General features: G+C 66.4%; 10 protein-coding genes. All 10 read right to left on the bottom strand.

The window, feature by feature from the left end:
* Window positions 1-24: 24 nt before the first annotated feature.
* Complete coding sequence (gene flgL / locus ACSQ9A_RS08105; protein WP_436303277.1) at window positions 25-1,236, bottom strand: flagellar hook-associated protein FlgL; 1,212 nt, start codon at window positions 1,234-1,236, stop codon at window positions 25-27.
* A gap of 17 nt (window positions 1,237-1,253) precedes the next feature.
* Window positions 1,254-3,212, bottom strand: coding sequence for a flagellar hook-associated protein FlgK (gene flgK / locus ACSQ9A_RS08100; RefSeq protein WP_436303276.1), 1,959 nt, complete (start codon window positions 3,210-3,212; stop codon window positions 1,254-1,256).
* A gap of 58 nt (window positions 3,213-3,270) precedes the next feature.
* On the bottom strand, window positions 3,271-4,848 hold the full coding sequence (locus ACSQ9A_RS08095) for a methyl-accepting chemotaxis protein (protein ID WP_436303275.1): 1,578 nt from the start codon (window positions 4,846-4,848) through the stop codon (window positions 3,271-3,273).
* Window positions 4,849-4,938: 90 nt separating this feature from the next.
* Complete coding sequence (locus tag ACSQ9A_RS08090) at window positions 4,939-6,675, bottom strand: methyl-accepting chemotaxis protein (RefSeq protein ID WP_436303274.1); 1,737 nt, start codon at window positions 6,673-6,675, stop codon at window positions 4,939-4,941.
* Window positions 6,676-6,678: 3 nt separating this feature from the next.
* Entirely contained in the window at window positions 6,679-7,164 is a 486-nt protein-coding gene (locus ACSQ9A_RS08085; RefSeq protein WP_436303273.1) for a chemotaxis protein CheW, read from the bottom strand.
* 10 nt (window positions 7,165-7,174) lie between these two features.
* A complete protein-coding gene (locus ACSQ9A_RS08080; protein ID WP_436303272.1) occupies window positions 7,175-8,779 on the bottom strand; it encodes a methyl-accepting chemotaxis protein in 1,605 nt (534 codons plus the stop codon).
* 37 nt (window positions 8,780-8,816) lie between these two features.
* Window positions 8,817-10,853: a methyl-accepting chemotaxis protein gene (locus ACSQ9A_RS08075; protein WP_436303271.1), complete on the bottom strand. Its 2,037-nt coding sequence runs from the start codon at window positions 10,851-10,853 to the stop codon at window positions 8,817-8,819.
* Between the two features lie 15 nt (window positions 10,854-10,868).
* Window positions 10,869-11,378, bottom strand: a complete 510-nt coding sequence (locus tag ACSQ9A_RS08070; RefSeq protein WP_436303270.1) for a chemotaxis protein CheW — start codon at window positions 11,376-11,378, stop codon at window positions 10,869-10,871.
* An 11-nt stretch (window positions 11,379-11,389) separates the two neighbouring features.
* Window positions 11,390-12,358 (bottom strand): flagellar assembly peptidoglycan hydrolase FlgJ, encoded by a 969-nt coding sequence (flgJ, locus tag ACSQ9A_RS08065; RefSeq protein WP_436303268.1) that lies wholly within the window; start codon window positions 12,356-12,358, stop codon window positions 11,390-11,392.
* A gap of 1 nt (window position 12,359) precedes the next feature.
* Window positions 12,360-13,469 (bottom strand): flagellar basal body P-ring protein FlgI, encoded by a 1,110-nt coding sequence (locus ACSQ9A_RS08060; protein ID WP_436303267.1) that lies wholly within the window; start codon window positions 13,467-13,469, stop codon window positions 12,360-12,362.

Genomic DNA, 13,469 nt, shown 5'->3' with positions numbered 1-13,469 from the left:
GCGAAGCCCGGCCGGCCGGCCGGCCTACAGGTAGTTGAACAGCGCGATGCTGTGCAGCCGCGCGAAAGTCTCCTGCGAGGCCTTCAGCGCGGTTTCGCGCTGCAGGTATTCGGAGATCGCGCTCGCCATGTCCAGGTCTTCCAGCTCCGACAGGTAACTCTTGTCGATCAGGCTGCGCGAGGAACCCGACGCGTTGAGCGCATCGAGTTCGTTCATGCGCGAGCCGACCGAGGAGCGGATGGTCAGCACGTTGTCGTGCGCGTTCGTGATCTTGACGTTGGCCGTGGAGAGCGCGTTCAGCAGTTCGGCCTGCGCGGCCGCACCGCCACCGGCGAGCGGCTTCTTCAGCGATGCCACGAGGTCGCCGATGGCGGCGAACACGTCGGTGCCGGCGTTTTTGGCGGTAAAGACCTGGAAGCTGTCGCCGTCGGCCGGCGTGCCGCTCATGCTGATCTGCACGCCGCCGAAGGAAATCGGCGTGTCCGCCACGAAGGGGCCGATGGCCGCGACCACCGGCGGCGTGTCGTTGGTGGTCACCGTGTAGTTGCCGCCCGCGAAGCTGATCGTGAAGTCGCGGCCGTAGTTGGGCGACGTGGCGTCGGTCACGCCGACCGCGCCGAACACGCCCGAGCCGGTGTTGGCGACATTCGCCGTGGTCACGTAGCCCGCGCCGCCCTGCACCGACTGGAACACGCTGCGTCCGTCGTCGGTGGCCGACATCTGGCGCGACACGTCGATCTGCATCAGACGCTGGCCCTGGTCGCCCATGTACTGCACGCCGCCCCCGGCCTGCGCCACGAAGGGCGGGTTGGCGCTCTTGAAGCCGGCGAACAGGAACTGGCCGTTGCCGTCGTCGGCGTTGGCCACGTTCACCAGCTGGTCGAGATTGCTCTGGATGGTGGTGGCGAGCGATTCGCGGTCGGCGTCCGACAGCGTGCCGTTGCCGGCCTGCACCGTGAGCGTCTTGATGTTCTGCAGGATGGTGGTGGCCGATTGCAGCGCGGCCTCTTCGTGCGAGAGCGAGAGCACCGCGCGGCTGCGGCTGGCGGCGTACTGCGAGCTCTCCGCGATCGACTGGGAGACGACCAGCGAACGCGCCGCGCCCACCGGATCGTCCGCCGGCGTCAGAAACTTGGATTCCGAAGACAGTTGCTGCTGGATCCGGAACAGCTGCTGCTGCTGCGAGCCGATGCCTTTCAGGCTCTGTGCGTAGAAGGTCTGGGTGCTGATGCGCATGACGATTCCCGATGTTCTTAGTTGCTGATGCCGAGGATCGAGTCGAACATCGTCGACGCGGTCTCGATCACCTTGGCGTTGGCCTGGTACATCTGCTGGAACATCAGCAGGTTGGCGGTTTCCTCGTCCTGGTTCACGCCGGAAATCGAATCCCGGGTGGCGCGGATCTGGTCCGTCACGCTGGTCTGCGTGGTCTCGGCCACACGAATCTCCATCGTGCGGTTGCCCACCGAGCTCACCAGCTGCGCGTAGGCGCTGTTGAAGGTCGAGCTGCCGCCGCCCATGGTGTTCTTCTTCTGCAGCGCCGTCAGCAGCAGCGCATTGCTGCCGTCCGACACGCCGCCCACGTTCTTCTTGATCGTGAAGGTATCGCCCTGGGCCGGCGCGCCGGTCATGCTGAGCTTGATGCCGTCGAAGCTGATCGAGGCACCTGCCGTGTAGGGCACGGGCGTGCCGGCCGCGTAGCTGGTCGAGGTGCCGTCGGCGAGCGTCACGGTGACGGCCGAGGTCGCCGGAAAGCCCGACAGCGTGTTGGTCCCGGCGTCGTAGGCGAGCGTGACCGTTGCCGCCAGCGGCGTGGCCAGGTAGCCGGCATCGACGGTGGCGGCGCTCAACGCGCCGCTGCCCTGGTTGCCGCTGGTGTTGCCGGTGACCAGCGGCGAGGCCGCGGCCACCTTGGCCGGGTCGAGCACCAGCACCTCGAGATCGCGCGCGCCGGTGCGCGTCGGCTGGACCAGGAAGGTGTCGCCCGCCTGGGCCGTGCCGCTGGCAGCGGTCAAGCTCACGCCGTCGAAGTCGATCGGGAAGGTGGTGAAGTCGCCGATGGGCTGCTTGTCCGAAAGGCGCACCACCGAATAGGTGAGCGTGCCCGCCACGTCCTTCACTTCCACCGAATAGTCGCTGGTCGTGAGCTGCGAGGTGTCGGTCACGCTGGCGTCGAGCACCATGGTGCCGGTGTTGCGCGCATTCGAGAACACGCCGGCCTGGGCCTCGGAGAAGAAGTCGGTGCCCAGCACGCCGTTCAGGTCGACGCCCAGCTTGTGCTGGTCGTTGAAGCTGCTGCCGAGCGCCATGGCGAGGCGGCCGATCGCGTTCTGCGTGGTGCTCAGCGTCTCGGCGCGGAAGGCCATCAGCCCGCCCAGCGTGCCGCCGGTGAAGATGTTGTCCTTGAGCTCGGACGCGGTGCCGTTCAGCCCGACCAGCGCCATCGCCTTGCGCGTGGGATCGGCCGCCGAGTCGACGGCCTTCATCGTTGCGGCCCGGTCGCCCAGCACCAGCGTCTGGCCGTTGCCGATGAAGACGTTGTACTTGCCGCCGTCCTGCTCCAGCACCTTCACGTCCACGATCTTGCCGAGCTCGGCCACCAGATGGTCACGCTGGTCCATCAGGTCGTTCGGCGGCTGGCCGCCGGCCATCGCCTGGAGCTGGCCGATCTGCTGGTTGAGGCTCGCGATCTGCGTCGCGTAGGTGTTGATCTGCTCGGCGCTGCCCACGATCTGGTCGTTGACGGAGGTGTTGAGGTCGGTGAGGTACTGGTCGGTGGCGCGGAACTTGTTGGCCAGGGCCTGCGCCGCGCTGATGAGCTGCTGGCGCGCGGCCGGGTCGGCCGGCGTGTTGGCCACGCCCTGCATGCCGGCGAAGAAGCTCTGCATCAGGGGCGTGAGGCCCGAGGTCTTGTCGGCGAGCAGCGAGTCGATGCGGCTGATCTGCGAGTTGTAGCTCGCGAGCGCCGCGCCCGTGGCCTCGGCGCCGTTGAGCTGGGCGGTGAGGTAGCGGTCGTAGCTGCGCGCCACGGTCGTGACGCGGGCGCCGGTGCCCATGAAGCCGGCGCCGGTCGAGATCGCGCCGTTGGTGGCGACGATCGAGGTCTGGCGGCTGTAGCCGGCGGTGTACACGTTGGCCGTGTTGTGCGCCGTGGTCATGAGCGCGCTGCGCGCCACGGCCAGGCCGCTCAGGCCCGTATGGAACATCGACATTTGGGATTACCTGTAGGTACGTTTGCTTGTTTGTTTATCGGCAGCGCGGGCGAAACATTCAGTCCGCGAGTCTGAACACGCTGACTGCTTCCACGAGGTTGCCGGCCTGCTCCTGCATCGATTGCGCCGCAGCCGCAGCCTCTTCCACCAGCGCCGCGTTCTGCTGCGTCACCTGGTCCATCTGCGTGATCGCCTGGTTGATCTGCTCGATGCCCTGCGTCTGCTCGTGGCTCGCTGCCGTGATCTCGCCGATGATGTCGGTCACCCGCTTCACGCTGCCCACGATCTCTTCCATGGTCCTGCCGGCTTCGCCGACCAGTTGGCTGCCGGCATCGACCTTGCCGACTGAATCGTCGATCAGGCCCTTGATTTCCTTGGCGGCGGCGGCCGAGCGCTGCGCGAGGTTGCGCACTTCGGCAGCCACGACTGCGAAGCCTCGGCCCTGCTCGCCGGCTCGCGCGGCTTCCACCGCTGCGTTCAACGCGAGGATGTTGGTCTGGAAGGCAATGCCGTCGATCACGCCGATGATGTCGACGATCTTCTTGGACGAGGCATTGATCGAGGCCATGGTGTGGACCACCTGGCTGACCACGTCGCCGCCCTTGACCGCCACTTCGGAGGCAGAGAGCGCCAGCTGATTCGCTTGACGCGCGTTGTCGGCGTTCTGCTTGACGGTGGAGGTCAGTTCCTCCATCGAGGCCGCGGTCTGCTCCAGCGAGCTGGCTTGCTCCTCGGTGCGCGACGACAAGTCCTGGTTGCCCGAAGCGATCTGGCCCGAAGCCGTGGCGATGGCGTCGGTCGACAGCTTGATCCTGCCGACCACATGGGTCAGCTGGTCCTGCATCTGCTTGATCGAATGCAGCACGCTACCGTCGTCGGCCGAGCGCGCCTCGACGCCCACCGTCAGGTCGCCGCCGGCGATGCGGCCGACCACGTCCGCCGCGTAGCCGGGTTCGCCACCCAGCTGGCGCGCCAGCAGGCGGGCCACCACCACGCCCAACCCCACGCTCGCGAGGATGCCGATCAGGGCCATCGCAAGCATCAGCAAGCGCGAGGTCTTGTAGGTCTGGCCGGCATGGTCCATGCTCGCCTTGGCCTGCATGTCGCTGTGCGCCACCATCTTCTCGAGCACTTCCTCGAGCGCACGCGATTCCTTCAGCAGCTGCGCGCTGTCCTCAGCCACGCGGCCGTCGAACTGCGAGCTGTCCAGCGATTGCGCGGAAAGCAGCGTGACGAAATCGCCCATGCGCTTCTTCAGCGTCGGCAGCAGGGCCTCGTACTGCTCGTTGAGCTTGCGCCCCTCTTCGCTTTCGAGCAGCACGGGCTTGATCTCGGTCATCCGCGCTTCGAGTCCGCTGCCGGCCTTCTTGAGCTCCGCGATACCGGAATTGCGCTCGCCCTTCGTGGAGGCCGACAGCAGGCCCATCTGGGCCCGGCTCGCATAGAGCAGGTGGATATTGGCGGCCTGCACCGCCTTCAGCGTCTGCAGCTCGTGGTTGTAGAGCCTCTCGGTCGAGGCGCTGATGCGCCCCATTTGAAAGATGCCGAGCGCACTGACGACGGCGCCGATGGCGGCGACGATCAGAAAGCTGAGGATCAGCTTGACGGTGACACGAAGCTCCTGGAACCACTGCATTCTTTTCTTCCTGCGAAGGCCGTCGATAGAGGCCCGGTTATGAGAGATATCGGCAGTTCGGCCCGAAACTTGAGAGCCGGGACTTCCTCTTCAGAACTCCGTCCACTCGCCCGAGGCCGTGTGGCCCACGGCAAGCTGCGGCGCGCGCCGGTGCGCCACCGCCTTGCGCGGGGCGGCGGTCGGCTTGGCCGGCGCCTTCAGCGCCGGCGCCACGCGCTTCGGCGGCAATGTCGGCCGGCTGCGGGCCTGGACCTGCGCGAGCACCACGGCCGCTTCTTCCTGGCTCAGCTTGAAGATACTGACGGTCTGCGAGAGGCTGCCGGCCTGCTCCTGCAGCGATTGCGCTGCAGCCGAAGCCTCTTCCACCAGCGCCGCGTTCTGCTGCGTCACCTGGTCCATCTGCGTGATCGCCTGGTTGATCTGCTCGATGCCCTGGGTCTGCTCGTGGCTCGCCGCCGTGATCTCGCCCATGATGTCGGTCACCCGCTTCACGCTGTCGACGATCTCGTCCATCGTGCGGCCCGCTTCGGCCACCTGCTTGCTGCCCTCCTCGACCTTCTCCACCGAGTCTCCGATCAGCGTCTTGATTTCCTTGGCGGCGGCGGCCGAGCGCTGCGCGAGGTTGCGCACTTCGGAAGCCACCACCGCAAAGCCACGGCCTTGCTCGCCGGCACGCGCGGCTTCGACCGCTGCGTTCAAGGCCAGGATGTTGGTCTGGAAGGCAATGCCGTCGATCACGCCGATGATGTCGACGATCTTCCTGGACGAGGCGTTGATCGAGCCCATGGTGTCGACCACCTGGCTGACGACGCTGCCGCCCTTCACGGCCACCGCGGAGGCCGAGACGGCCAGTTGATTTGCCTGCCGCGCGTTGTCCGCGTTCTGCTTCACCGTGCTGGTGAGCTCTTCCATCGAGGCGGCCGTCTGCTCCAGGGAGCTCGCCTGCTCCTCGGTGCGTGAGGACAAGTCGTGATTGCCCGCCGCGATCTGGCCCGAGGCCGTGGCAATGGTGTCGGTGCCGGAACGCACTTCGCCCACCACCTTGGCCAGGCTTTCGTTCATGTTCTTCAGCGCATGCATCAGCTGGCCCGTCTCGTCACGCGAGTCGACTTCGATGCGCGATGTGAGGTCGCCGCTGGCCACGGTCTCCGCCACCTGGACGGCACGGTCGATGGGCCGGGTGATGCTGCGGGCGATCAGGAAGGCGCAGACCCCGCCCAGCAACAGCGTGAGCGCAGTGAGCGCGATGCGGAGATTGAAGCTCTGCGCGTTCGCCTCGTCGATCGCGCGGCTCATGTCGTCGATCGCCTTGCGCTCCAGCGCCAGTAGTTCGAGCACGCGGCTTTCATAAGCCTTGGCGGCCGGCTGGAAGGTGTCCTTGAAGACGGTCTCCGTCTCCGCCGCGTTGCCGCCCGCCTTCGCCTTCTGCACCGCCTCCTTGGCCGCCTGGTACTTGGCTCGCAACTCGACAATGGACTTGAAGGTCGACTTCTCGAGATCGGTCACCAGCAGGGCCTCGACCTTGGTCATGGTTTCCCCGCCCTTCTTGACGCTGTCGGAGATGACATCGGCAAAAGTGACGGGAAGCGTTTCGTCGGTAGTCCTGGCGATCATCGCCGTGCGCGCGATGGCCGAGTAGGTCAGCACGTACCAATCCGAGATGAGCCGTTCCTTCGCGAGCGGACTCTGCATCATCTGGCGGGTGGCCTCGGCGTTGCTGCTGGCGCTCATCAGGGCAAAGACGGCCGAGGCCAGGGTCAGGGCCAGGACCAGGCCGAAGCCGATGGCCAGGCGCGTTCCGATGCGTACGTTGGAGAGGAAGTTCATGGTTCAGGCCGCCATCTTTTCAATGAGGCCCATCTCTTCGCTCGACATCAGCCGGTCGATGTCCACCAGGATCAGCATCCGCTCCTCCAGCGTCCCCAGCCCGATCAGGTAGTCCGTGTCCAGCACCGAGCCCATCTCCGGCGCAGGCTTGATCTGCTCTGGCGACAGCGTGATCACGTCCGACACGCTGTCCACCACCATCCCCACCACGCGCCCGCTGATGTTCAGCACGATCACCACCGTGAACTGGTCGTAGCTCGGCGTGCCCAGCTTGAACTTGATGCGCATGTCGATGATCGGAACGATGATCCCGCGCAGGTTCACCACCCCCTTGATGTACTCCGGTGCGTTCGCAATGCGCGTCACCGCGTCGTAGCCGCGCAGCTCCTGCACCTTCTGGATGTCGATGCCGTATTCCTCCTCGCCCAGCGTGAAGGAAAGGAATTCCAGCGGCTTCGCGGCCTGCTTCGATGTGTCTGTTGCGTTCATCTGCGTCTCTTCATGAGGTTTGAAACTTGGGGAGAGCGGGCCGGGTGCCGGCATCCAGCCTGAACACGCTGACTGCTTCCACGAGGTTGCCGGCCTGCTCCTGCATCGATTGCGCCGCAGCCGCAGCCTCTTCCACCAGCGCCGCGTTCTGCTGCGTCACCTGGTCCATCTGCGTGATCGCCTGGTTGATCTGCTCGATGCCCTGGGTCTGCTCATGGCTGGCCGCCGTGATCTCGCCGATGATGTCGGTCACCCGCTTCACGCTGCCCACGATCTCTTCCATGGTCCTGCCGGCTTCGCCGACCAGTTGGCTGCCCGCATCGACCTTGCCGACCGAATCGTCGATCAGGCCCTTGATTTCCTTGGCGGCGGCGGCCGAGCGTTGCGCGAGGCTGCGCACTTCGGCAGCCACGACTGCGAAGCCTCGGCCCTGCTCGCCGGCTCGCGCGGCTTCCACCGCTGCGTTCAACGCGAGGATGTTGGTCTGGAAGGCAATGCCGTCGATGACGCCGATGATGTCGACGATCTTCTTGGACGAAGCATTGATCGAGGCCATGGTGTTCACCACTTGAGACACCACGTCGCCGCCCTTGACCGCCACTTCGGAGGCCGAGAGCGCCAGCTGATTGGCCTGGCGCGCGTTGTCGGCGTTCTGCTTCACCGTGCTGGTGAGTTCTTCCATCGACGCCGCGGTCTGCTCCAGCGAACTCGCCTGCTCCTCGGTGCGCGACGAAAGATCCTGGTTGCCCGCCGCGATCTGGCCCGAGGCCGTGGCCATGGTGTCGGTGCCGGCACGCACTTCGCCCACCACGCGGGCCAGGCTGTCGCGCATGCCCTTGATCGAGTGAAGCAGGCTCGCGCTGTCGCCCTTCCTGAGATCGATCGGCACCGTCAGATCGCCCTGCGCGATGCGCAGCGTGATGCCGGCCGTCTGCGCCGGCTCGCCGCCCAGCTGCTTCAGCAGCCCACGCGAGATCACCCAGCCGATCGCCAGCAGGATGGCCGCCAGGACCAATGCGCAGATCGAGAAGCCGATCAGCCGGCTCATGATGGTCGTGTGGACCGTGTCCACGTACACGCCCGAACCGATGATCCAGCCCCAGGGCTTGAAGCCCTTGACGTAGGACACCTTAGGCACCGGCTTGTCGCTGCCCGGCTTGGCCCACTGGTAGGCAACGAATCCGGCTTCATGGGCCTTGACGGTGTTCACGAACTCGACGAAGAGCAGCTTGCCGGTCGGATCCTTGTTGGCCGACAGGTCCTTGTTGTCCAGCGCCGGGTTGATCGGATGCATGAGCATGCGCGGCTGCATGTCGTTGATCCAGAAATACTCGCTGCCGCTGTAGCGCAGGCTGCGGATCGCCTGCATGGCCTGCTGCTTCGCCTGCTCTTCGCTCAGCGTGCCGTTGGCCGCCAGCGCGTGGTAGTGCACCAGCAGGCCGTGCGCGCTTTCCACCACCTGGCGCACGCCGCTCTGCCGCTCGTCCATGATGAGCTTGCGCTCGGAAGCCAGGAACAAGGCCGTCAGCACGACCACGCCCGCAATGGCGCTGAAGGTGAGCAGGCCAAGCTTCTTGGCGATGCTCAGGGAGCGGAGGTTCAGGAAGTCGGGCATGGGCGTGTCTCCAAGGTCTGTGCTTGCGCGGTACTGCCTATGGCTTATCGGCAGCTTCCCGCCAGTCTTGAAGGCGCGACTCGAAATCGGATGAATGCAGCCTGCGGGCATCGGTGTCGAGCCTGAACACGTTGACCGCTTCCACGAGGTTGCCGGCCTGCTCCTGCATCGATTGCGCCGCAGCCGCGGCCTCTTCCACCAGCGCCGCATTCTGCTGCGTCACCTGGTCCATCTGCGTGATCGCCTGGTTGATCTGCTCGATGCCCTGCGTCTGCTCGTGGCTCGCTGCCGTGATCTCGCCGATGATGTCGGTCACCCGCTTCACGCTGCCCACGATCTCTTCCATGGTCCTGCCGGCTTCGCCGACCAGTTGGCTGCCGGCATCGACCTTGCCGACTGAATCGTCGATCAGGCCCTTGATTTCCTTGGCGGCGGCGGCCGAGCGTTGCGCGAGGCTGCGCACTTCGGCAGCCACGACTGCGAAGCCTCGGCCCTGCTCGCCGGCTCGCGCGGCTTCCACCGCTGCGTTCAACGCGAGGATGTTGGTCTGGAAGGCAATGCCGTCGATCACGCCGATGATGTCGACGATCTTCTTGGACGAGGCATTGATCGAGGCCATGGTGTGGACCACCTGGCTGACCACGTCGCCGCCCTTGACCGCCACCTCGGAGGCCGAGAGCGCCAGTTGATTGGCCTGGCGCGCGTTGTCCGCGTTCTGCTTGACGGTGGAGGTCAGTTCTTCCATCGAGGCCGCGGTCTGCTCCAGCGAGCTCGCCTGCTCTTCGGTGCGAGACGAGAGATTCTGATTGCCGGCAGAGATCTGGCTGGATGCCGTCGCGATCGCATCGGTGCCCTCGCGCACGCCGCTCACCACGCGCGCCAGGCCGTCCCGCATGGATTCGACGGACCGGGTGATGACGCCCATCTCGTCGCGGCGATCCGATGCCAGCTGCCGCGACAGGTCGCCTCCGCCGATGGCTTGCACATGTTCGCTCAGCAGGCTCAGGGGACGCACCGTGCGGCGAATGAAGACGACCAGGGTGATGCCCAGCAGCACGGCGGCCAGGGCAATGGCCCCGACGAGCCAGGCCATCTGGCGGTACAGCTCGGCCATCACCTCCGAGGCGGGAACCTCGGCCACCGCCAGCCAGCCGTTCGCTTCGCTCTTGGCCGCGGAGGCATAGCGCCGTCCTTCGATCGCCTGCCCCAGCACGGCAGGCGCGTTGTCGATCCATGTGCCGTCGCCGCTGCCCAGGCGCGCGAGCCAGTCCGCCGCGTCGCCGCCCGGAGGAAGAACTTCGGCCAGCTTCTTGCCGGCAGTCGTCGGGTGGAACACCAGCGTCGCCGCCGCGGGGCCGCCGCTCGGATTGACGACGTAGAGCCCGCCGCTTTCGAAGATGCGGGTCTTGTTCACCGCTTCGCCGAAGGACGCCTGCTGCCGCGAAATGTCCAGGCCGATGTAGAGCACGGCGACGACCTGGCCGGCAGCATCGCGCACCGGTTCATAGACCGTCATGTAGGGACGGCCGAACAGGATGACGCGCCCGACGAACTTCTTGCCGGCGCGCAGCACCGGATAGGCGCCGCTCTTGCGGTCGAGCAGGGTCCCGATGGCCCGCTCGCCGTTCTCCTTCTTGACCGAGGTGGTGATCCGCCGGAAGTCCTCGCCCTGCACCACGAACACGGTGGCGTTGGCGCCGGGAAAGTCGCGCGCGAAGGCATCCACTTCGGCGGTGGAGCTGCCGTCGAGCGCAACGCCGTGGTTCGTCAACCTGCCCTGCGCGGCGTCCTCGAGGACGAAGGTGGCCGCGAACTGGCGCCGGAACACGCCGTAGGCGTTCTCCGCGTTCAGCTGCATGGTCTGGTCGAAGATGTCCAGTGACCGGGCAATGGCTTCGGCCTTCGCATTCGCGTACTGCGCGGCGCTGCGCTGCTGCTGCGCAGAGGCCAGCGCATAGAAGACCGCCAGGATGAGCACCGTGAGTGCCAGCATGGCCACGCCGGCCCGGATGGTCAGGATGCGCGCCAGCGAAACAAAGGAAGGCGCTCGCCTCGACGGATTCGTTGCTTTCATGTGGGGGCCCTTGGCTCAAGCGGCCATTTTTTCGATCAAGCCCATCTCTTCGCTCGACATCAGCCGGTCGATGTCCACCAGGATCAGCATCCGCTCCTCCAGCGTCCCCAGCCCGATCAGGTAGTCCGTGTCCAGCACCGAGCCCATCTCCGGCGCAGGCTTGATCTGCTCTGGCGACAGCGTGATCACGTCCGACACGCTGTCCACCACCATCCCCACCACGCGCCCGCTGATGTTCAGCACGATCACCACCGTGAACTGGTCGTAGCTCGGCGTGCCCAGCTTGAACTTGATGCGCATGTCGATGATCGGAACGATGATCCCGCGCAGGTTCACCACCCCCTTGATGTACTCCGGTGCGTTCGCAATGCGCGTCACCGCGTCGTAGCCGCGCAGCTCCTGCACCTTCTGGATGTCGATGCCGTATTCCTCCTCGCCCAGCGTGAAGGTGACCACCTCGAGGCGTTTGGCGTTGGCGAGAACGGGGGCGCTCGCGTGCTGATGAAGGCTGGTGATCTCTGCCATGGTCGTGGGTCCTATGTGAATTTCTGCATGATCCGAACGAGCTTCTGCCCGTACTGCGGATCGGTCGCGTAGCCCGCCTTCTGCAGGCCGTGCGCGGCCTCGGCCGGGTCGTCGGTGGCCAGCACGTTGGCGTAGCGCGGATTGCGGGTGATGAACTTCGCGTAGTCGGTGAAGGCTTCGTCGTAGGAACCGTAGGCCCTGAACCTGGCGCGCACTTTCTGCGGCTCGCCGTCGACGTATTCGGTGGTGGTGGTTTCCACCACCGGGCCCTTCCAGCCACGGTCGGCCTTGATGCCGAACAGGTTGAAGCTCTGCGTGCCGTCGTCGGCGCGGATCTCGCGCTTGCCCCAGCCCGATTCGAGCGCGGCCTGCGCCAGGATCAGGGGCGCGGGCACGCCGCTGGCCTCGCTCGCGGCCTGGGCGGAGCCGCCCATGCTCTTCACGAAGCTGTCGACGTGGCCTTGCAGCGAAGCCACCGCGGCCGGCGAAGGACGCTCGCCGTTGTTCTGGTAGACGCTCAAGTCCACCGGCATCGAGCGCCGGGTGGCCGGTGCGCCCTCCGGCGGCGAGGAGCCGAGCGGAATGCCGGCCTGCGGCTTCAACGGGAAGCCCAACGGCCCGTCGAGCGACATGGCCCCGGCTTCGCCGTCGGCCGCGCCCGAGGCCGCGCTGCGGCTCAGCTGCGCGAGCATCGCTTCGGCCAGCCCCACGCCGCGCCCCGAGAGGTTCTGCGAGAGCTGCTGGTCGAGCATGGACATGTAGACCTTCTCGTTCCGGCTCTCGAGCAGGCCGCTGGACGGCGTGGCCTCGCGCATGCTCTTCAGCACCATGTTCATGAACAGGGCCTCGAACTGCCGCGATACCTGCTTCAAGCCCTCTTCGGGCGAGGTACGCACGGTGCGCCGCAGCGCATCGACGCCCTGCACGTCCAACGCAAAGCGCTGGTCCAGCGCGCCACTTCGGTTTTCCAGGATCGCCATGTCAGATGATCTCGAGCTCGGCGCGCAAGGCGCCGGCGGTCTTCATGGCCTGCAGGATTGACACCAGGTCCTGCGGATTCGCGCCCAGGCTGTTGAGTCCCTTGATCACATCCGAGAGCGATGCCCCGCTGCGCACCATCTGCAGCGCGCCGCCGCCCTGGGCGATCGAGATCTGCGAGGTCTGCGTGGCCACCGTGCTGCCGCCCGAGAAGGGACCGGGCTGGCTGATCACCGGCTCCGTGTTGATGACCACCGAGAGATTGCCGTGCGCCACCGCGCAGTCGTTGACGCGCACCGCCTGGTTCATGACCACCGAGCCGGTGCGCGCATTGATCACCACGCGCGCCACCGCCTGGGTGGGCGTGACTTCGAGCCCTTCGAGGCGCGCGAGGAAGCCGACGCGCTCCTGCGGCTCGGGGGCGCGCACGCGGATCACGCGCGCGTCCATCGCGTCGGCGGTGCCGGGGCCGAACTGGCGATTGATGGCCTCGACCGCACGCTGCGCGGTGCCGAAGTCGGAGCGGTTGAGCTCCAGCGTGAACATGCCTTCGCCGCCGACCGGCGCCTCGACGCTGCGCTCGACCAACGCGCCGCCGGGAATGCGGCCCGAGCCGAGCTGGTTGATCTGCACCTTGCTGCCGCTGGCCGAGGCGCCCGCGCCGCCCACCACCATGTTGCCCTGCGCGATGGCGTAGGTCGCGCCGTCGACGCCCTTGAGCGGCGTCATCAGCAAGGTGCCGCCGCGCAAGCTCTTGGCATTGCCCATCGAGGACACCGTCACGTCGATGTTCTGGCCGGGCCGCGCGAACGAAGGCAGCATGGCCGTGACCATCACGGCCGCCACGTTCTTGAGCTGCATGTTGACGCCGGCCGGAATGGTGATGCCGAGCTGCTGCAGCATGTTGTTCAGGCTCTGCGTGGTGAACGGCGTCTGCATGGTCTGGTCGCCGGTGCCGTCGAGGCCCACCATCAGGCCGTAGCCGATCAGCGGGTTGTCGCGCACGCCCTGGATGCTGGACAGTTCCTTGAGCCGCTCGGCCTGTGCCGGAGACGACAACGCGACGGCGCACAAGGCCGAGAAGATGCAGCGCCGGAGAAATTTGAAGTTCAT

This window comes from Variovorax sp. LjRoot290, from assembly GCF_964253985.1.
GTDB lineage: Bacteria > Pseudomonadota > Gammaproteobacteria > Burkholderiales > Burkholderiaceae_C > Variovorax.
This window is presented reverse-complemented; position numbering and strand designations above follow the sequence as displayed.